This window comes from Chromobacterium sp. FG22 (genome assembly GCF_057809415.1).
Window position 1 is genome coordinate 113,745 of sequence record NZ_JBMDJX010000015.1, and the last position, 20,474, is coordinate 134,218.

Consider the following 20,474-nt stretch of genomic DNA (forward strand, 5'->3'; position numbering starts at 1 on the left):
CGCGGCGGGCATCTCTCCCCTGCGGTTTCTCCACCGACGCCCGGCTGCGGCGCGCCCCAAACTCATGATGTTGCGACATGACGATCTCCCGACTACATGCGATGGCTAAAGTGAACTCCTCGTGAAAATGTGAAATCCGCGCGCAGGCGCGGGCCGCCCTTGTTTACCGGGCGGCGTCCGGCTTCAAGCACGGCGCGGCGGCGGCCTCCGAATGGGCCGGCGCGGGCGGCGCGGTCTTGAGCGCCTCATCAGTTTCGATGTAAAGGGTTTGCAGGCGGGCGGCGCAATCGTCCAGCACCTCAAGCGAGAGGCGCGCCAACAATTGCAGATGGGACGGTTCGCTGCCGCTGCGCTTGGCTTGGATCGCCATGAGCGCGGAACGCAATACAGTGAAGCAATTCAAGGCCTGCGCGCAAGCAAACGCGGTTTGGGACAGCAAGTACTGGCGTTCTTGGCAAGTGGCCGGGGGTGGTTTGGCAAAAGCGGGGGAAAAATCAGAAGGAGTCATTGCAGTCTCCAAGTCAGCTTTGGAAGCCTGCTCGGATACGAGCAGGAGCGTGACAAGGTGGCAAGACCGGTTCTCCGTGATGTCGACCGGCAGCCCCGAGAGGCTCCCTGCCACGCCCTGCCCAGATGCAGATGCGTGGCAACAGACGTGCGGCGCCCGGGTGGACGCAACATGACTGCGATCACGGAGATTGATAGGCTTGCCTGCCTGGCGCGGCGTTATTTGGCGCAGCGCGAGGCAAAGAGTACTGAGACGGGGGCGGAGCGTCAAGCCGGAGACGGCCGCCCGGCCAGGCGGGAGATCAAACGGGGGAAATGAAGAAGCGGTTCAAAGCCCGGCAAGCCAAAGCGGGACTTTGAACAGCCTCTTGGCAAGCTTCAAATTGCGGACAGCAGCTTCAACACGGCGGCGGACAGCCGCTCCGCGCGCAACTCAATGCCATGCTCGGGCGTACCCGTATCGTGCCATCGGCTGTCAATGATATTGCTGACCGCCCTCAGCACCAGCACCGGCGTGGAGCCCAGCCGGCTGGCGGCGCGCATCACGCCGGAGGCTTCCATCTCAATCACGCCGCCTCCCAACTCCAACATCAAGGGAAATAGGGAGGAAGGGACTGGGAACTGGTTGCTGCTGAAGATCAGCCCCGGCTTCACCCCAGGCAGCGCTGTCAGCTTCTCCAGCCAATAGCGGTCCACGTCCCATTCCGTCTCCAGCGGAGCATGGGTATTGCTGTTAAACAGGCAGGATTCAAACAGCGTGCCTTTCAGGATCTTGTCGATGCCGTAAAGATCCATCTGCACGACTTTGCTGCCGGCGACGACATCGCCTATCTCCCAATGATCTCCCACTGCGCCTGAAGTCCCCAGCAACAAGACCAGATCGATATCCCGTTGCAGCAGCACGGCTTGAGTGGTCAAGGCGGCGTCTTCCGTGCCCACGCCGGTTTCGGCCAGATAAAGCTGGTGGAGCTTGTATTGAAGGCTGCGACAGGACAAAGCGCCGAGCATGGGCTCAGGCTCCCACGCGGCGGACAGCTGTTGCGACAGCAGGGCGGATTCGGCGGGAAAGGCCGACAATAGCAAGATATTCATGTTGTGCCCTAAATAGAGCCTGTTCAAAGTCTCGCGAGCAAGAGCGAGACAAGGCGAAAATGAGCGAAAAAGCGGAATGTACTCGTGGTACATGAGCATTTCGAAGCGGTACTCACCGTGTGACGTCTCACGACGCGCGGCAGAGCGTAAACAGGTTCTGAGAGAGCCTATTGCGGATACGCCTGCGCCCCTGGAGCCAGGCCGTGAACAGCCTGCCCGGCGCCGGCTTGCTCAAGGTCGATTTCATCGGCTGATCTTGAGCCCGCAGACGCCAACCTACCAATGATCTCCGGAGGCTCCGGATAGCACGGTGTGCTGGGGGGACTTACGCGCTTCTGTCGGCAAGGCGTAAGCGCGCCATGGGGCATGCATGGATCTCAGAACATCCTGCTCGCACAAACCAGAAGAAAGCCGCAAGACAATGGTGGTCATTCCATTGTCCGCCTTGATCCCCTCCACCGAAAAAGCCGCACTATGGGTAACAATGCCTTCAATATCGCCCTGGCTTAAGGTGATGTCGCTGACTTTATGATGGCCAATGCCGATGCTTAGCTGAATGTGCTGGTTTTCATGGGAAAACGCGTTGAGTAAAGAGTCGTCGACTGCGACCTGGAATGACTTCAGCATGATTTCTATACCTTTGCCTAAGAGCGTATTCATGACCTGGCCAGCAAGAGCGAGACAAGCCGAAATCACAACTGACATGCCTCACGGCCAGGAATAATGCTAGGCGCAACGCTACGCTTAATTTTTCCGGATTTTAATAGGACGGGTACTAAATTAAGGCAGCAAAGGATATTTCATATCGATACCGTTTTTGACAGCGTTCTCTTCTCGCCAGCAAGGCCCGGCAGACGCAAGGCGGGATCGGGAATCCGTTGGCGGCCCTACAGGCTTGAGACATCAGTGGGCGGAGAAAAAGTCAGGCTCAGCCTAAGCGCTTGATCGGTTCAAGCCCGGCCAAACAGGAACGACGCCTGGAGCGGCAAACACACCCCTGATGCGGCGGCGGGTCTTGCCTCAGCCGTAACGCCGATTTTTATTAACCGCTCTTTAACGGTCGTCCCTCTCCAGCAACAGGCGCCCGCCGCTGCTCAAATGCTCCACATCGCGCGCGCGCAGCGTATCGGCCGTCACCTGGGCGTCCACCCAGATTTGCGCGGTAAACAGCTTGCCGCGCGCCGGCTTGCCGTCCGCCACCGCCCATATTTTATGTTCGGCGTCCACCGCCACCTCCGCCGCAGCCTGCTCCAGCGCCGCCTGTTCGGTACGCACGGCGGCCAGCAGCACCGGCTGGCCGTCCAATTGCGCCGCGCCCATGCTCATCCGGTAGTGGCCCTTGCCGTTCCACAAGGCCATGCCCTTGGCGGCCGGCTCCGCCTCCAGCCGCAGCCGGATGGCGCTTGGCTGCTCGCATTGAACGCTCAGCGTCATCCGCCGCTTGCCCAAGGCCAACACCCCGGACTTGGCCCTCTTGAACTGGCCTTTGTTCAACACGCCGTAATCCAACTGCTCGCCGCTCAAGCGCATCACGCAGTTGTCGGCCAAGGCCGTCTGACACAGAAACAGGCCGGCCAGGCAAACCGCTCGTTTAATCATTACTTTCATCAAGTCACTCTCCACTCAGGCTTCCGCCCGGCACACCGCGTCCAACTGCTCGTAAAACACCTGCTCGTCCGCCGTTTCCGGCAGCGCGAAATCCAGCTGGCAACGGTTGCCGTTGGACGTGGTCACGGTCAGAACTTGCCCCGGCTCGGCATTGTCGAGGAAGACCTTGCCGCCCTCCACCACGGTGGTGACGAAACGGTTGTCCGCCGTCAGCACCGATCCGCCGGCGCTCAGCGGCTGGCCCAAGCCATCCTTGACCTCCAACAACACGCGGCGGGTCTGGAACACGTCGAACTCCACATGACGCACCGCGCCGCGGCTGACTTTCAACTCCTTGTAGCCGTTTTTCAGCTCCACCGTGCGCGGCAGGCTTTTCACATCCACTTCCAGCCGGCTGACGTCGTAAGCCGTCAAGCTGGGGATCACCGCGCGGCCGCCGGCGTCGGTCCATACCGCGCCGCCCGGCGTGTTGACCCGTACCCCGGACACCTTGCCGGTGGACAACACGCCAAAGCTGTCCTGGATCTGTGCCGGGGAGGCGGTGACGCCGTCGCGGTGGAAGGCTAGGCCGCCTCTCAGCCCGGCGGAAAAATGGCGGCCGGCGTAGTTCTGCCCCACGCCCAGCCGGGCGCTGGCGTAACGCGGCTGCACGTTGACATTGGCGCTCACCCCGGTGCCGCGGCGGCTCTGTTCCGCGCTCAGTTGATAGCCCCAATACTCGTTGACGGTTTCGCTGACCGAGGTATTCAGATTGATGTCGCCGCCGCTGCTGCGCACCGTGCTGTTGATGCGGCGTTTTTCCAGCGGCAGGCTGAAGTTCAGATACCAGGCTTGATAACGGCGGCCGTCAAAGGAGTTGCGGCCGTTCTCCACGTTCAGATTCAGCGACATCCGTTTGAAAGACTTGCCCCAACTGCCCAGCCAGCGGCTGCTGACATGTCCGTCAAAGCTGCGGCTGGTGGAATAGGACAGCCGGAAGCTGCCGACGCGCTGATGGCTCCAGCCCAGAGAAGCCGAATACTGGGCGCGGGTGCGGCGCTTGCGCGCTTGGCCGGCTTGCTCTCGACCATAAGCCGTCGTCGCCTCGCCCAGATCGCGGTAGCCCTCGGATTGAAACGAGGCCGACAAGGAGGCGCTCATCGCCTCGCTCATCCGCGTGCTCATCGCCCAGTTGGATTGATGGCCGAACACGCCCTCTTCCCGCGCCATGGAGGCCACGCCGCGCGCGCTCAAGGTCGTGTCGACGCCCAGGCCGACATCCGCCCCCAGGCCCAGGGCCTGGTATTGCGGTGTGCCGAGCGCGCCCAGCGTCCCTTGCGCCCGTTGTCCCAGCGCCCAACTGCCGGAACCGGTCAGCAGCAAGGGTTCCTCGCCGTCGTCGGCAACATCGCGCAAGCGGCCCATGGCCAGCGAATAGCCCAGCGGCGCGGCCGCATCCAGCGCCAGGCTTGCCGCCGGCACCGTGAAACGCCGCTCGCCGCCGTCGCTCTCCGCCACCGTCACTTCCAGATCGACATGGCGGTTGTTGAGGCGGATATGGTCAAAAGAGAAGGGCCCGGCCGGCACTTGCGCAACATGGATCAACACCCCCGCCTGCCGCACCTCCACCCGCGCCACGCTATTGGCGATGCCCTCCACCCGCGCGCCGGGGCCGCCCTGCTCCAGGCCGCTCTCCGGCGTCCACTGCGCGCCCAGCAACTGGCCGGCGGCAAACAGCGGGCTGTCGACATTGATTACACCCAACTGCAGACGCGCGCGCTGGGAGACGAAGGAGCGTTGGGCGTAAGCGCCCAGATCGCTGAACTGCCCTTGACCGTTATTGGCGTAGTAGAACTGGCGGCTGCGCACAATCCAGTCGCCAATATTGACGCCGGCCTCGGTGTCCAGCGACAAGCTGCGGCTGCCGCTGCCCAGGCCCTGATAGCTGCTCGCGCTGAGGTCGTAGTTCAGCATGCCGCCGACGCCGCCGCTTTCCAGCTGAATCTCTTCTTGCGGCTGCGGCAGGATGGCCGCGGTGGGCACCAACAGCGCCACCCGGTTCAGATTGGGGTTTAGTTGCACCTGGGTCTGCGGCCACGCGCCGACAAAGTCGTAGCAGGCCGGCGCCACGGAGACGCCCTCCGCCTCATCCGGGGGCGGACCTTGCAAACGCGCCTGTTCCAGCAAGGCCGGGCTGAAGCACAACTGGCCTTGCGCGTCGAACTCAGCCTCCACCTCGCCCAATGCCTCGCCATTGAGCGACAAACTCACTGGCTGACGCCCCTCGGCAAAACGCGGCTTGCCGCGAAAGTACTCGGCCAAGGCCGGGTCCAGACCGCGCGCGCGCAAAACATCGGCGTCGAACATCGCCTCTTCGGCCGCTTCGGCGCCCAATGCCAGCGACGGCGTCGCGCCCAGGGCCAGCAGCAGGGCCGCCGCCAGCGGTCGGCGTTTCCAGGGCCTCGTCGGCAGCCGGGCACCCGCCCACGCCTCCCCACGCCCGCAATAGGCCGGGAGCTCTTGCCAAACCGACAATTAGCCGGCCTTGGCCGTCAACGGCGCGTCGTAACTGTCCACGCTAAAGCCGTACAGAGTAGCCGGGTACAGCCTGACTGCCTCGACCTCGGTATCCGTAACCGGGAACGACAGCGTCTGCCCCGGCAACACATAGCTGCGCTCCAATTGCACCGCGGTGCCCTGCGGCTGGAGATTCACGACCTGAGCCATCCGGACCACATAAGGACTGTCGTTTGCCAATGTCAGCAGGCCGTCACTCAAGGACCACTTTAATAATTTCCATGGCTCTCGGTTTACCGGAAGGCCCTTTGGATGAATTACCACAGGCAAGTTTTGCCGTACTGCAATCGTAACTTGTGCACTACCAGCTTTCGATTTCTGAGGGATACCTTCAAAAATCACCCTTTTCAACCGTTGTGTTTGTAACGGCTGCTTATTATGCAACATAAACCGCACCTGCTGCTTTTCACCAGCCTCAACTCGTGTTACCGGTGGCGTCAACATCAATATAGGATCTTTGTCTTCAATCAAGTCTTCAATCACCGAGTGCAACAACAATGGGACTTCCTCTGTATTTTGTAACAAAATCGTCCCACCTTCCCCCTCCCCAACCAATACAACAGAGGTATTTGGAAGCATCCCAGAGGCATAAGCGCAAGTCCCACCCCAAAAGAGCACCACCCCATAAAAAACAAAAACTAACCTTAATAAAAAAAACACTCAAACACCTCCACAACAAACCACCAAAAAACTGCCTCCAACAACAAGGAGGCAGTTCATATAGAAAACTCAAAATAAAGAGATCACAACCAAGTATAGTTAGAGATAGTACAAATCGACTCGAACACTACCATCAAAAGAAACACTATCCTTCATCTCCAAGCCTGGAGCAATATAAACCGTATTAGTAAGTTTCACCTCGTAACTTTTTACAGGAACAACCTCACCCTTAGCATTAGCAACTGAATAATAAACACCATCAGAAATACCATACTTATTACTTGGAACCACTTCCCAAGCAGTTTTATCCTTCGAAGTAGAAAGAGTAAAATCCTCCACTTTTCCGTTATCGTCCATCACCACACCCTTATCACCTTGCAGCAACCCCATTCGATGATAGCCAATTAACTGATCCCCATACAACCCAAGACCAAAATTACCGTCACCAATCTTAGAGCTTGAATTCAAACGCTCATCAAAGAACTTCCAAGCTAGCCTAGTAGCACTTTCACATTCAATCTTAAATGGAAATGAATTTTTCCTAGGCAACATAGTATAATCATCTTGCTTCAAATTTTTCTGATAAACCTTCCCGTAATCATGAACATTTCCACTATTGAAAATAACACTACATGCGGAAGGAACAATCTCCCCCTTAACTTGAAAATTACCTGATGCCACAACCGTGTCCGCGGCAGCGAACCCTGCAAAACAAAGCACAACCACCCCAGCACCTACTTTACAAAAGCTCAACATATAAAAACCATTCATTAATAATAAAGAGAAGCCATATTAAAATAAACCATCAAAAACAAACATCTGACTAGTACTAAACGAGACCACCCCACTCTAAAATCAAAAAACTCATCTACCACAACACAAACCAACCCTCAAACACCCTTCGCAACTCCATTAACAAAACGCCCCCACTCACCCTTATTCCTACGATAACAAGCATCATGATCACCCCCCTTCATAAACAATTTGGCTTTAGGCTGAGGACTGAGTTGATATAGGCGTTCGCCCAACTCCATCGGCACCACTTCATCTCCGGAGCAATGGATGAATAGTTTCGGCGCGGCAATGGCCGGCAGTTTGGAATAGGAGGAGAAGTTATGGCGGATCAGCGCGTCAAACGGCAGCCATGAGGCGGTATAGGATTTGGCGATGTCCGCAACGGACAAGAAACCGCCGTCGATAATCACCCCGTCCACGCCCAGCGACACCGCCGCCATGTCCATGGCGATGGCCCCGCCCAGCGAGTGGCCGTACACCAGGTGCTTGGACGCCTCCGGCGCCAGCTTCTTGAAGGCCTGCCAGGCCACCCTGGCATCGGTGTAGACCGAACGCTGCGAGGGCAGATACCAGGCGCCGTCGCCGTAGCCGCGGTAGTCGATCGCCATCACCGCCAGGCCCAGCCGGCGCAGGCTGAGGATTAAATCGACATCGGTGTGCAGCGTGCTGTCGTTGCCGTGCAAGAACAGCACCGCCGGCGCGGCGGGCGATTCGGCCGGCAACCACCATGCATGCACCAGGCCGCCGCCTTCCGTCTTGGCGACCGGCAACCAGGTTTCCTGGTAAGTCACCCCGTAATCTTGCGGGGTTTTGCCGGTTTGATACGAGGGGCTGAGGATGAAGTATCGCTGCGCCAGCTCCCATAAGCTCAGCGCCAGCAAAACGGCGGCCAACAAGGCCAGGATTCTTTTAAACGCGCCCATGCGCACACCAGACTTTGAAACGCCACCCGCCATCAACAGAGCACCCAGTTCAATATAAACGCCATGCTCGCCTGCTTGCCGTCTTTCAGGCCCAGGCGAAATCCAATCCGGCAGCTTAGCCATGCTCGGTGCGGGGGGATATTTGACCAGTACGAAATGCGCGCCGCGCGGCGGGGATCACACCTTAAAACGACTATACTGGCCGACCTATGCGTGAGCAGACACGCAGGATGCGCGGGAACCCGCGGCGGGGAAGCGGCACCAAGAAAGGGCCGCCGGGAGAAAAGAAAGGTATCAGGGCTTGAACAGCAGCAGCAGGTCCGCGTCGCGCTCCGCGCCCAGTTTGCGCATGGCGCTGGCCTTCTGGGTGCTGATGGTTTGCTTGCTGCGCTTGAGTTTGGCCGCGATGTCGTTCACCGTCAGGCCGGCGACGAAGAGCCGCACCACTTCGGCTTCGCGCGCGGTCAAGGCGCGCTTGTCGGCGGGCTGGGCCAGGTGGTCGGCCTCCAGCAAACGCTCCACCGCCGGGGAGAAGTAGGCCGTTTTGGCCATGGCGCCGTACACCGCCGGCAATAGGTGCTCGATGGCGTCGGATTTGCTCAGGATGCAGTGAATGCCCAGGCTGCGCAGCGAGCGCACCACCAGGGCGTTGTCCATCATGGTGAGCACCACGATGCCCAGTTCCGGGTACAGACGGCGCAAGCGCTCGAACATGGCCGCGCCGTCGCCGGATTCACAGCCGGGCATGGAGTAATCGGACACCAGCACGTCGCAAGGCTGGCTGGCCAGCATGTCCCACAGAGCGGTGGCGCTATTGGCCTTGCCCGCCACGCGGATGGAGCGCTGCCCTTGCAAGGCGTGCTCCAAGCCGCTGAGCACCGAGGGATGATCATCCACTAAGAAGACTTTTATTTCCGCTGTCGCCATGTCGTTCACATGAAATTTAAACAATTGTTTTCAAGACATTCTATTTTTATAGCTAAGCAAATATCCTGAAAATCGTCAACCGCCCAGCCAAGCCCCCCGCCGGAAACCGCATGCGCAATTCAAACTCAAACTTCCCTCAAAGCCAGCCGCTCAGTCGCCTGCAGCGCATCCAGCGCATCACTTTGTTTGGCGGGGGCATCGCCATTTCTCTGGCGCTGCTGGCTTTGACCTTGCTGACGCTCTGGCTGGCCGGCAAGGAGATGCTATCCGACCGTCACCAGATATTCGATGCCGAAAGCACAGCTTTGAAGGTGGTGCTCAGAGGGCATGCGATCGATCTCCACCACCAGGTCAGCCAGGCCGAGACGGCATGGAAGACGCTGCCCAAAGCCAGCCCGGCGCTACAGCGCCAATTCACCGCGCAGAATGGGGAAGCCTGGCTGCAAGCCTCCCAGGCTCACCCTCCGATGCTGGCCTTGGGCAAGCTCTCCACCCCCTACCCGGCCCCCCGTTTCGAACCTTATCTGGCGCTGGCGGAACATACCGCCAGCGCGATGTGCGGCGGAGATTGCGAACTGAGAAAGTCGGTAAGCGCCTATCTGTATAGCCCGGACCAGCGGTTTTTGGCGATTGTCTCACCCAACTTGTCCGCGGAGGCCGCAGACAAGCCGGAGACCAGGGGGGCCCTCCGACAGCAGGTTTTCACCAATATGCCCAATCCGACGACTGCTAGCGGCCGGGCCAGTCGGCAGCCGGTTTGGCTGGCCGCCGCCGCCGCGCCGCTGACCGGCCGCCCCGTCATCCGTCTGGCGCAGGCCGCCGTGGTGGACGGCGCGCCTGTCGCCGTGTTCGCCAGGGATATCCGCATCGATAACTTGCTGAATACCTGGCGGCCGGACATCAGCGATGAAACCACCTTGCTCGCCAGTCCTATGGGGCCGCTTCACATCAGCTTTGGCTGGCAAGCGCAGCAGGGCGTGAAGCTGATCGCAAGGCTCCGCGCCATGGACCTGCCCGTAATCAACGAAGCGGTGTCCGATCTCCAGTACCGCGACGGCCTGTTCATCCTGCGCGCCCGTCTGCCCACCCCGGGCTGGGTTCAGATTCAGGTTTTCCCCTGGCACGGCTTGTTGAATGATCTGAGGCTGCCCTTGATCATTAATCTCAGCGCCCTGCTGTTTGCTCTCACCTGCCTCTGGACCTTCATCCTGCTGCTGGATCGCAAGATCTTCAAACCCGCTTTTTCCAACGCCCAGCGCATTTTTGAAAGCGAGAACCTGAACCGCATCATGGTGGACACCGCGCCCTCGGGCCTGACGCTGCTGTCCATCGCGGACGGCACGGTGCTGCTGGAAAACGAGGTGATGCGGCAATGGACGCGGATGGGTTCAATTGCCCGCTCGTCCCTGCACCTGCAGTTGCTGGACACCCACCAGACCGCGTCCCCGCTCGGCACCACGCCTTGCCACCGGGACATCCAGTTTGAGCTGGCGGACGGCAGCGCCATGGAGCTGCACAGCACCACCATGGCCACGCGTTACCAGGGCATCCGGGTTCTGCTGTGCAATGTGGTGGACATTACCGCGCGCAAGGCGCTGGAGCGCCAGCTGGAAAGCGCGCGCCAAACGGCGGAGGCGGCCAGCCAGGCGAAATCTTCCTTTGTGGCCATGGTCAGCCATGAAATCCGCACCCCGCTGCACGCCATCGTCAGCAGCCTGGATTTGCTCGGCCGCGCCCAACTGGCCGCGCCGCAACAACAGCGCCTGGCGGTAGCCAATCATTCGTCCCAGGCCTTGCTGGCCATCATCAACGACATTCTGGACTTGTCCAAGGTGGAGTCCGGGCTGATGAGCGTGGAGCGGATTCCCTTCGATCTGGCCGCGCTCGGCCGCGAAGCGGCGGCCAGCATGGAGCCGCTGGCCCGCGCCAAGGGCCTGGAATTCTCCTGCATGATAGACGCGCAATTGGCGCCGGCTTATCTGGGCGATCCCGGCCGCGTCCGGCAGATCATGCTGAATCTGCTGGGCAACGCGATCAAGTTCACGCTCAGCGGCGAGGTGTTGCTGGAGGTCTATCCGCAGGATGACGACCGCGCGGATTCGCCGGTGCGCATTGGCGTGACGGACAGCGGCGTGGGCATCCCCGCCGAGTACCACGACCAGGTGTTCACCGAGTTTTCCCAGGCGGATGCCTCCATCACCCGCCGCTTCGGCGGCACCGGCCTGGGCCTGTCGCTCTGCAAGAAACTGGCGGAATTGCTGGCGGGCACGATTGAATTCACCTCCACTCCCGGGGTGGGCAGCACCTTCGTCGTGACCCTGCCCTTGCCGCCCTGCGCCGCCGCGCCGGCTGCCGAGCCGCCCGCCGTCGCGGCCGGACCGGCCGCGCCGGCGGCCCGCATCCTGGTGGTGGACGACCACCCGGCGATCCGGGCGCTCATCCAGGACCAGCTCCGCGAACTGGGCCATCAGGCGGACACCGCCGCCAACGGCGCCGCCGCGCTGGCGCTGGCCGCCCGTCAGGCCTACGCCCTGGTGCTGACCGATCTGAGCATGCCGGACATCAGCGGTTACAGCCTGGCCCGGGCGCTACGCGACAGCGGCTTCGCCGCCCCCATCGTCGCCATCACCGCGCAGGCCGGCAGCGCGGAACAGCCGCTCTGCGCGCAAGCCGGCATCGACGAGCTCATGCTCAAGCCCTTTACCCTGGAGGAGCTGGACCGCGTGATCCGCAAACGCCTGGCCTTGCGCCCCGCCGAAGACCGCCCGGCCGCCAGACCGCCCGCGCCCTTGTCCGCCGCTCGGCGCGCCGAACTGCTGGACGCGCTGGATCATTCCCTGCGGCTGATGAGGCAAGCTTTGGAGCAGATGGACTCCGCCCCGCTGACGCAGCAGTTGCACGCCACCAAGGGGGCTTTCGCCATGGCCGGCTTGGCGCCGGTGGCGGAGCTGTGTACGGAAATCGAGCAAGCGGTGGCGGCCGGCCTGCGCGAAGAAACCGGCGCGCTGCTGGATCGGCTGGAGGCGCTGGCGCACGCGAGACTTTGAACAGGCTCTAAGACCGCTATCGCGGCCCGGGGACATCGGCGACAATGGCCAGGCGCTTAGACCCCCTACCCAAGAGGAGCCGCCATGAAAATATCCGATCTTCCATTCGGCATCAGCGATTGGTCCGCGCTGGAGCCCACCCAGCATGCCGGCGAAACCGGCTGCGCCTATTGGCGCACCCAGCGCTTCGGGGACATCCGCGTCCGCATGGTGGAGTACACGCCGGGCTACCGCGCGGATCACTGGTGCGTCAAAGGCCACATTCTGCTGTGTCTGGAAGGGGTGCTGCACACCACGCTGGCGGACGGCCGCAGCTTCACCTTGACGCCCGGCCTCAGCTACCAGGTGGCCGACGACGCGGAACCGCATCTGTCCCATACCGAAACCGGCGCCAAGCTGTTCATCGTCGATTAAGGCCGGGCGCGCCGGCTTCCGCCCTTTTGCCGCCCCCTCGGAACAGGCTTGCGGCAAGGGGAGGAAGCGCCGAGCGCCATTTCCTTTGAAAAGATCACGCCGCGAGCGCCTGCCGCGGCGGCTCGTCGGAACCGGGACATCCAGCAATGACAAACGAGGTGCTCATCCGGCTGCTCAGCCAAGATCAGGTCTCCCTGGCGCTGTGGAAGATCTCCAGCCCCGCCTCCCAGCCGCGTCATCTGTTCATGACGCACGGCACTTTTTCGGATAGGCGCATCTGCCTGGGCCTGGCGAGACATCTGGCGGAACGGGGATTCACTTGCTGGATTCTTGAATGGCGCGGCCACGGAGACAGCCAGCGGGACCCGCCTCCTTTCAATTTTGAGACCGTCGCGCTGTTTGACGTGGCCGCGGCGCTGCGCTATCTGCTGGAAGAGGAAGGCGTCGCCCGCCTCCACTGCGTGACCCACAGCGGAGGGGGATTGGCGCTGGCGATGTGCTTGTTGCGCCATCCTCATTTCAACCAAGCCATCGGGAAAATAGCGCTCTTCGCCTGCCAAGCAGGCTATGCCGCCCAGACGCCCTGGCGACGGCTGCGCCTTATCGGCATGAGGGAAGCCTGCCGCCTGGCGGGCAGGCTGCCCGGGAAAAGGCTGGGAATCGGCGTTCAGGACGAGTCCTGGCACATGATGCGTCAATGGTTTGACTGGAACATCCACAGACGCTTCAATGGCGCAGACGGCTTTGATTATCTGCGGCGTTTACCGCAAATCTCAGCGCCCATCCTCGCGGTCTTTGCCGAAAACGACTCTCTCATTGCCCCGCCCTCCGCCTGCCGGCAGTTTCTGGCGGCCTTTAAAGGGCAAGAGAACCTGGCGCTATTCTGTTCGGTCGCGGCCGGGTTCAGCGCGGGCTACAACCATGCCAGGGTGATGCACTCCTCCTCCGCCAGCAAAGAGGTGTGGCCCTTGCTGCTGGACTGGCTGGAAAAACCCGAGGCCCGCGCGCTCGCCGCAGCGACTTGACCCCTCCCTCGCTCCGTATCTTTTATAAACAGCTTAAGGAACGCCATGAGAACCCTCGGCCTGCTGGGCGGCATCAGTTGGGTATCGACGCTGGATTACTATCGCTATCTGAACGAAGGCGTCAACACCGCCCTGGGCGGCCTCAATTTTGCCGAGTGCGTCGTCTACTCGCTGAATTTCAACGATATCCAGCAGCGCGGCTGGGACGACTGGGAGCACACCTATGCGCTGCTGCTCAAAGGCTGCCTGCATTTAAAAGCCGCCGGGGCCGAGGCCATCGTGCTGTGCGCCAATACCGCGCACGTCGTGGCCGAGCGCCTGGAAACGGCCGCGGGCCTCCCCATCATCCATATCGCCGCCGCCACGGCGCGGGAAGTCGCCAAGCAGCGGCTGCGGACCGTCGGCCTGCTCGGCACTCAATTCACCATGGAGCTGCCGTTTTTCCGGGACAAGATGCGGCAAAACGGCATTGAGACCTTGATCCCGGAGGCTCAGCACACCCGCGATTTCATTCAGCGCACCCTGCGCGACGAGCTGGGCCGCGGCGTGGCGTCGCCGGCCACCAAGGCCGCTTATCTGGAGGCGATCCAACAGTTGATAGCGCGCGGCGCCGAGGGCATCGTCTTCGGCTGCACCGAGCTTCCGCTGCTGTTGAGCCAGGCCGACGTGCCGGTGCCGGTGTTCGACACCACCCGGATTCATGTCGAGGCCGCGCTTGAGTTCGCGCTCGCGGACGCCGCTGGCCGGCGATAGACGCCGAGCCGCGGCTGTTCTCGGTCTCGCGGACCCAGGCGAGACCTTGGACGAACCATAGGCCGAAATAGCTGCCAACGCGCCGCCCGCTTCCGCATATACTGTCCGCACATCGCCAATGACGCCCCCACCCATCCGACATCAAGGACCTCCGATGCTCACCAGCGCCCGTAATCAGTTCGCCGGCAAAGTCACCGCCATCCATCCCGGAGCGGTCAACGACGAGATCGACCTCACCCTGCCGGGCGGCGAGGTGATCACCGCCGTCATCACCCAGCGCAGCACCGCCAACCTGGGCCTGACCGTGGGCTGCGACGCGCTGGCCATCATCAAGGCCCCCTGGGTGATCCTGGCCAATCCCGAAGCCGGCATCAAGCTCTCCACCCGCAACCGCCTGGAAGGCCGGGTGTCCGCGCTGCGTCCGGGCGCGGTCAACGCCGAGGTCGAAATCCGTCTCAACGGCGGCGACGCCCTGGTGGCCATCGTCACCCAGGAGAGCGCGGACGACCTTGGCCTGGCCGTCGGCAAAGCCATCGTCGCCTTTTTCAAGGCCTCCCACGTGATTGTCGGCGTCCGGATCTGAGCCCGGCATGAAGCCCTCCTCCGCGGCCGAGCGCGCGCCGGCCTCCGCCCTGATAGACCGCAGAATCGCCGAACTTGGCGACTGGCGCGGCGCGGCCTTGTCGCGGATGCGGCGGCTGATCCGGGAAGCCGCCCCGGACGTGATCGAAGAATGGAACTGTGGCCTACCCTACTTCTCGTGAACACTAACCTCAAAATGGACAATGCCCCCAAGGAGTGGTGTTCAAGACCAAGACCAGACATACGTCCCCAGAGCCTCTCAAACACGAGGCCATTGAGTAGATACTTGCCAACTCCCCACTACGGCATGTAACTCAGGCCTTCGACGTTACCCAGCCACTTTATGAGCAAGTGGAAGAGCCAGACTCAAGTGGCAGACACGGATACCTTTTCAGGCAGAGGCAAACAAACTGGTGAAGCCGCCAAGCGGAAGCGACTACATGACAAGCTAGCCTACATCACATTGAATGCGCGATGTTCTATGCAAAGATGCTCGCCATCTTTTCCCAACCCACGAGGTGAAATTCCACTCGCTTCAGACACTATCAGGTCACTACCCGGTAGCCCCAATGTGCCAATTATTTGGAGTTTCCCGCCTAGGTTACTATCGATTACACTACACACCATCGGCTTGGCAAAACTCACTTGCCTCATGTAGAGATCAATACCCCCATAGGCGAACCCATGTCGAACTACTCACACATGGTTTCGCTTGCGGGCAACATCACAAGGCAGGCTTGATGCGACAAAACAGCAGTCAGGGTCAGAACCCGTAAACATTAGCACCCGTCAGAATGCGGCTAACATCTCCTCTCGATGACCCCAACCCGCTGCAGCGGCGACTTGCTGCTGGTGACATCAATCAGCGCTGGAAAACCGATTGTTCCATATTCGGACAGGTAGAGGATAGTTGTATCAGATGGCAATACTCGACTTGCATTCCCAAGCAGTAGTGGACTGGGCTATACATCTCCGCATATGGTAAGTGCGGGTTCAAGCAACCCTGATGATGACCCTCTCAATCTTTCAATTCGGATTATTTCAGCCGTCCATACGGTGCCCTTGGCCATCAATCACCACTGAAACAATACGGGATGGTACTTAGCTACTCTCATACAAGAAGCGACAGGAATAATATCGCAATAGAAAGCTCCTTCGGCTCATTGAAGTCGGAGCGGTTTTATCTAACTTACTACCGAAGCAATGAGAAGACTCATACCACGGATTTTGATTACATCCACTTTTACAATTACCAACGGTGTCATTCGATTTTGGACTCTCTGCTGCCAGTCGAGGTCGAACAGAGCCGTTTGCTGCTGAGTGCTTAACCCACTGTATTCAGGAAGTAGAACCAATCACTAGGCGATAGCCAGTTTCAACATGCCCTTGCCACTCGCAACTGTACTTTGTTTGACTAAGCACGGTAAAAGCTGATATTTTTCATAAATTTCACTAAAACTCGGGTTATCCTGAACATCCTGCAAACGGGGGCGCATGATAAGCTAGTCATCAGGGAACTGCACTGAGGTTTTGTAATACAAGGCAAAGGCAATGGTACAGCAATAAATGGACTAGCTGAGGCATATAAAGCTCAGTCTTGGTCTTAAAGCGACCTATTTTATCATCACAAGGTTTTGCATTTTTCGGGAACGAATAATAAATGAGCGAATATCTGTTTACATCTGAGTCGGTGTCGGAAGGACACCCGGACAAAGTCGCCGATCAGATCTCCGACGCCATCCTCGACGCCATCTTGCGCGAGGACAAGCACGCGCGCGTCGCCGCCGAGACCCTGGTAAACACCGGCCTGGTGGTGTTGGCCGGCGAAATCACCACCAGCGCCAATATCGATTACATCAAGATCGCCCGCGAAACCATCAAGCGCATCGGTTACGACGATTCCGCGCTGGGCTTCGATTTCCGCGGTTGCGCGGTGATGGCTTGCTACGACAAGCAGTCGCAGGACATTGCCCAGGGCGTCAACGAAGGCGAAGGCCTGGATCTGAACCAGGGCGCCGGCGACCAGGGCCTGATGTTCGGCTACGCCTGCGACGAAACCCCGACGCTGATGCCGTTCCCGATCTACTACGCGCATCGTCTGGTGCAGCGTCAGGCCGAGTTGCGCAAGGACGGCCGCCTGCCGTGGCTGCGCCCGGACGCCAAGAGCCAGATCACTTGCGTCTACGACGGCGCCACCGGTCTGCCCAAGCGCATCGACACCGTGGTGCTGTCCACCCAGCATACTCCGGAGATCGATCACAAGACGCTGACCGAGGCGGTGATCGAGGACATCATCAAGCCGGTGCTGCCGCCGGATATGATCACGCCGGAAACCAAATTCCTGATCAACCCGACCGGCCGCTTCGTGATTGGCGGCCCGATGGGCGATTGCGGTCTGACCGGCCGCAAGATCATCGTCGACACCTACGGCGGCGCGGCGCCGCACGGCGGCGGCGCTTTCTCCGGCAAGGATCCGTCCAAGGTAGACCGCTCCGCCGCCTACGCCGGCCGCTACGTGGCGAAGAACATCGTCGCCGCCGGCCTGGCGCGCCAGTGCCAGATCCAGGTTTCCTACGCCATCGGCGTGGCCGAGCCGACCTCGATCGCGGTGGACACCTTCGGCACCAACTCGATTCCGAACGAGAAGATCGTCGAGCTGGTGAAAAAGCATTTCGATCTGCGCCCGAAAGGCATCATTCAGATGCTGGACCTGCTGCGCCCGATCTACAGCAAGACCGCCGCTTACGGCCACTTCGGCCGCGAAGAGCCGGAATTCAGCTGGGAGCGCACCGACAAGGTGGAAGCGCTGCGCGCCGACGCCGGTTTGTAAGAACCTGCTTACTATCAGTTACACACCTTTAGGTGTCACGCGGGGAGTAATGACTTCGAAATCTTCATATATCATTAAAAACTGTTGAGGTTTTTTAAGAACCGTGAATAGGAAAGAGGCAAACCTGCAGAATGAAGGTTTCTACAGCAATCATCTACACGTTTGCCACTCCCTGGATGATATTCACTGACGAGCTTTGGTCGGAGCAGAAAAGCATTTTGCTTTAATACGCTACTTACCAAAAAACATTATTTAGAATGACCGTCAAATATTCACCCTATCGAACATGAGTAGATTGCCTGTGAATGGGTTCAACTTGGTACTTTTGACAACCACAACCATCTCTTACAGACAAGTCAACGCGTGGTCAACCGCAAAATTGGCTAAGAATTTTCAAAGCCTTACTGATTGATATCGCTTTTGAACAGGATATTCATAGATAAATCCTCTGTAAAACACCCCTAATACGGAATAATAGACTACAGCTTATCAACCGCTACTGGATTAGCATTTAACGCAAATCGCCCTCTTACTTCTACCGGAAAGAAAACGAAATGAAAACAATTAATGACACATTGACTGCCTTTGAGCAGGGGGACACTGGCAAGCCAGATTTTATTCGGGAAATGTACGAGGAACACCATGCAAAGTTATTCGACTACGCAAAACACCTCCCCAAGACCAATATTAAATCCATTGAAATTAAAGACGATCAGATCATTATGACAAGTCGAGACAGAGGCGTACGCATGTTATGCGCCCCAGGCGACTTTCGAATAGCCCCTGTAGAAGCGCTGAACTTCTTCGACTATGAAAAATATGATGCTGCAATGATCGATCGCCTTGTAGGGGAAAATGACACCGTCTTCGACATTGGTGCCAATATGGGTTGGTACTCTATTAACATTTCCCTATCATGTCGTGGAGCAAAGATTCACTGTTTCGAACCCATCCCCCACACTTATGCTCATCTGAAAAAAAATCTCGCTTTAAATTCAGTCCCCAACGTCATTGCACACAACTTCGGCTTCTCAAACTCTACGGGCGAGTTCGATTTTTATTACTACGAAGAAGGCTCGGGAAATGCCTCCTCTGCCAATCTCAGCGGCCGAAATGATGTGCAGATTCTAAAATGTGAAGTTCGCACGCTAGACGAATTTTCTGATCAAGAAGGCACCTCAGTGGACTTCATCAAATGCGATGTAGAAGGCGCTGAATTGATGGTTTTTCAGGGAGGCTTGCAAACTATCACTCGCGATCGACCCATTGTATTTTCAGAAATCCTAAGAAAGTGGTCTGCCAAGTTCAACTACAATCCAAATGAGATATTCAGTCTCTTCAAGTCACAAAATTACCGTGCATTCACTGTGGATGGTTCAAGTTTAAAAGAATTCTTCGTCATGGATGAGTCCACTATAGAAACCAACTTCTTCTTCTTACATGCTGAAAAGCATGCAAATCAGATTAAGCAGTTGTGCATTTAGCTGTATTGCTAAATAGCTTTGATGATGGCTAGCCAACATACAGTAAGACCATGCTGTACGATCTTGGGTTGAAACAAACGCAATGCATCGATGGTTGAGAATACCAATTCACCAGAGGCTGTGAGTAGTCCGTAGGGCTGTGAAACGATCCTAAAAACGATCCATAGCCCTCTACATGAGGAACATGCCCCTATGATGGAATAGTTTGCTGGAGAGTTCGATTTGATACATTTCGATATCTCACCGTAGATGCCCTCCACTCCAAGGTGGAAATCTAAATCATCAAGATGATAGTGGACAGACGCTTACACCTCTTGCGTCTGGCTCTTAAACCCGCTCCGCGGCCGCGCGCCGCCTGTCTCGCAGATAACGCCACACGCCGTTCAGAATGGCCGCCGGCGACAGCTCGGCCATGGCCAGCAAGCCGTGGCCCTCATGGTAGTCCGGGTTGTGCTCGACAAAATAGCGCGCCGCCGGGCGCGGGTGCTGCAGCCAGAATTGGCGGTCGGTCTGGCTGTCCCGGGTCAAAATGCCCAGTTTCACCACAAAGGGGCGCTCCGCCGCGGGCGCCGCCATGCCGAAACTGCCGCACAACTCCGCCGCCAGCCGCGCCAGCGGCTGCTCCATGCCCCGCTCCGGGCTGGGCCACATGCCGGTGGCGTACTTGTGCATCTGGATGAAACTGGACGGATGGATCATCGCGCCCAGGAAATACATGGGCCGCCACGGGCTGCGCAGCCAGTAGCGCAACATGCAGCCGGCCAGGAAAGGCATATTGCTGTTGCGACCGCGGTAGTCTTTGAGCAGCCCGGCCTGCCCGCGCAAAACCTTGACTTCGCGCCCCGCCGCGCGGCGCTGGAACAGGTGGACGGCGCAATAGCCCACCGCCTGACCGTGTTCGCCGCGATGCAGCAGGATGCTGCTGTGCTCGGACTCCGGCAACACCATCTTGCGGAAGGCCGCCCGGTCCATGCCGCTGAAAACGGCGTCGTGCACTTGATAGGCTTCATCCACCAGGCGCTCGCGCCCGGCCATGGTCAACAAGTGCGGATATAGGGTGTCTGAGTGAGTGATGGTGCCCATGGCTCCTCGCGCGGGGTGGGACGTCGAAACGCAGCGCATGGTAAGCAGCGGGTCCGGACATCACCACTGACAGATATGCCAATGTTGTTTTTAATTCACTCAAGACCGCCGGCCCGCACCCAGGCCAAGCATGAAAAAACCCCGCCAAGGCGGGGTTTGTCTTTGCACGTTGCGGATCAGGACTTGGC

The 20,474-nt window shown here is 59.1% G+C and carries 19 protein-coding genes; 9 read left to right on the plus strand and 10 right to left on the minus strand.

The annotated features are described in order from the left end of the window. Window positions 1-163 precede the first annotated feature (163 nt). The 9 genes from ACODSD_RS15735 to ACODSD_RS15775 form a co-directional block, all read right to left on the minus strand. Window positions 164-622, minus strand: coding sequence for a hypothetical protein (locus ACODSD_RS15735; protein WP_488877752.1), 459 nt, complete (start codon window positions 620-622; stop codon window positions 164-166). 263 nt (window positions 623-885) lie between these two features. Then, on the minus strand, window positions 886-1,599 hold the full coding sequence (locus ACODSD_RS15740; RefSeq protein WP_081575683.1) for a 5'-methylthioadenosine/S-adenosylhomocysteine nucleosidase family protein: 714 nt from the start codon (window positions 1,597-1,599) through the stop codon (window positions 886-888). A gap of 276 nt (window positions 1,600-1,875) precedes the next feature. Further along, on the minus strand, window positions 1,876-2,226 hold the full coding sequence (locus ACODSD_RS15745) for a hypothetical protein (protein ID WP_488877753.1): 351 nt from the start codon (window positions 2,224-2,226) through the stop codon (window positions 1,876-1,878). 426 nt (window positions 2,227-2,652) lie between these two features. Then, window positions 2,653-3,207 carry a DUF1120 domain-containing protein gene (locus ACODSD_RS15750; protein WP_488877754.1) on the minus strand — a complete coding sequence of 185 codons (555 nt, stop codon included), beginning with the start codon at window positions 3,205-3,207 and terminating at the stop codon, window positions 2,653-2,655. Window positions 3,208-3,222: 15 nt separating this feature from the next. Further along, window positions 3,223-5,721: a fimbria/pilus outer membrane usher protein gene (locus tag ACODSD_RS15755; protein ID WP_488877755.1), complete on the minus strand. Its 2,499-nt coding sequence runs from the start codon at window positions 5,719-5,721 to the stop codon at window positions 3,223-3,225. Further along, a complete protein-coding gene (locus ACODSD_RS15760; RefSeq protein ID WP_488877756.1) occupies window positions 5,722-6,423 on the minus strand; it encodes a fimbria/pilus chaperone family protein in 702 nt (233 codons plus the stop codon). It abuts the gene before it with no gap. Between the two features lie 99 nt (window positions 6,424-6,522). Next, window positions 6,523-7,194: a DUF1120 domain-containing protein gene (locus ACODSD_RS15765; protein WP_488877757.1), complete on the minus strand. Its 672-nt coding sequence runs from the start codon at window positions 7,192-7,194 to the stop codon at window positions 6,523-6,525. Window positions 7,195-7,313: 119 nt separating this feature from the next. Next, window positions 7,314-8,264: an alpha/beta hydrolase gene (locus ACODSD_RS15770; protein ID WP_488877758.1), complete on the minus strand. Its 951-nt coding sequence runs from the start codon at window positions 8,262-8,264 to the stop codon at window positions 7,314-7,316. 171 nt (window positions 8,265-8,435) lie between these two features. Beyond that, the gene (locus tag ACODSD_RS15775) at window positions 8,436-9,038 is read right to left on the minus strand and encodes a response regulator (protein WP_486636900.1); all 603 of its coding nucleotides are present in this window, start codon (window positions 9,036-9,038) and stop codon (window positions 8,436-8,438) included. 140 nt (window positions 9,039-9,178) lie between these two features. Here ACODSD_RS15775 and ACODSD_RS15780 point away from each other — a divergent pair, with 140 nt between their 5' ends. The 9 genes from ACODSD_RS15780 to ACODSD_RS15820 all read left to right on the plus strand — a co-directional run bounded on the left by ACODSD_RS15780 (window position 9,179) and on the right by ACODSD_RS15820 (window position 19,203). Then, the gene (locus tag ACODSD_RS15780; RefSeq protein WP_488877759.1) at window positions 9,179-12,115 is read left to right on the plus strand and encodes a hybrid sensor histidine kinase/response regulator; all 2,937 of its coding nucleotides are present in this window, start codon (window positions 9,179-9,181) and stop codon (window positions 12,113-12,115) included. Window positions 12,116-12,199: 84 nt separating this feature from the next. Then, the gene (locus tag ACODSD_RS15785; protein ID WP_048411883.1) at window positions 12,200-12,529 is read left to right on the plus strand and encodes a DHCW motif cupin fold protein; all 330 of its coding nucleotides are present in this window, start codon (window positions 12,200-12,202) and stop codon (window positions 12,527-12,529) included. Between the two features lie 146 nt (window positions 12,530-12,675). Continuing rightward, on the plus strand, window positions 12,676-13,554 hold the full coding sequence (locus ACODSD_RS15790) for an alpha/beta fold hydrolase (RefSeq protein ID WP_488877760.1): 879 nt from the start codon (window positions 12,676-12,678) through the stop codon (window positions 13,552-13,554). A gap of 45 nt (window positions 13,555-13,599) precedes the next feature. Continuing rightward, window positions 13,600-14,307, plus strand: coding sequence for an aspartate/glutamate racemase family protein (locus ACODSD_RS15795; protein WP_253315770.1), 708 nt, complete (start codon window positions 13,600-13,602; stop codon window positions 14,305-14,307). Window positions 14,308-14,461: 154 nt separating this feature from the next. Then, window positions 14,462-14,890, plus strand: coding sequence for a TOBE domain-containing protein (locus ACODSD_RS15800; RefSeq protein WP_107799160.1), 429 nt, complete (start codon window positions 14,462-14,464; stop codon window positions 14,888-14,890). Between the two features lie 7 nt (window positions 14,891-14,897). Continuing rightward, window positions 14,898-15,071 (plus strand): hypothetical protein, encoded by a 174-nt coding sequence (locus tag ACODSD_RS15805; RefSeq protein ID WP_488877761.1) that lies wholly within the window; start codon window positions 14,898-14,900, stop codon window positions 15,069-15,071. 912 nt (window positions 15,072-15,983) lie between these two features. Continuing rightward, window positions 15,984-16,217 carry an IS3 family transposase gene (locus tag ACODSD_RS15810; RefSeq protein ID WP_488877762.1) on the plus strand — a complete coding sequence of 78 codons (234 nt, stop codon included), beginning with the start codon at window positions 15,984-15,986 and terminating at the stop codon, window positions 16,215-16,217. A 332-nt stretch (window positions 16,218-16,549) separates the two neighbouring features. Beyond that, on the plus strand, window positions 16,550-17,719 hold the full coding sequence (metK, locus tag ACODSD_RS15815) for a methionine adenosyltransferase (RefSeq protein ID WP_107800392.1): 1,170 nt from the start codon (window positions 16,550-16,552) through the stop codon (window positions 17,717-17,719). 554 nt (window positions 17,720-18,273) lie between these two features. Next, the gene (locus ACODSD_RS15820) at window positions 18,274-19,203 is read left to right on the plus strand and encodes an FkbM family methyltransferase (RefSeq protein WP_488877763.1); all 930 of its coding nucleotides are present in this window, start codon (window positions 18,274-18,276) and stop codon (window positions 19,201-19,203) included. A 327-nt stretch (window positions 19,204-19,530) separates the two neighbouring features. On the opposite strand, the gene ACODSD_RS15825 is transcribed toward ACODSD_RS15820, so the two are convergent. After that, window positions 19,531-20,286: a hypothetical protein gene (locus ACODSD_RS15825; protein WP_488877764.1), complete on the minus strand. Its 756-nt coding sequence runs from the start codon at window positions 20,284-20,286 to the stop codon at window positions 19,531-19,533. Between the last annotated feature and the right edge of the window lie 188 nt (window positions 20,287-20,474).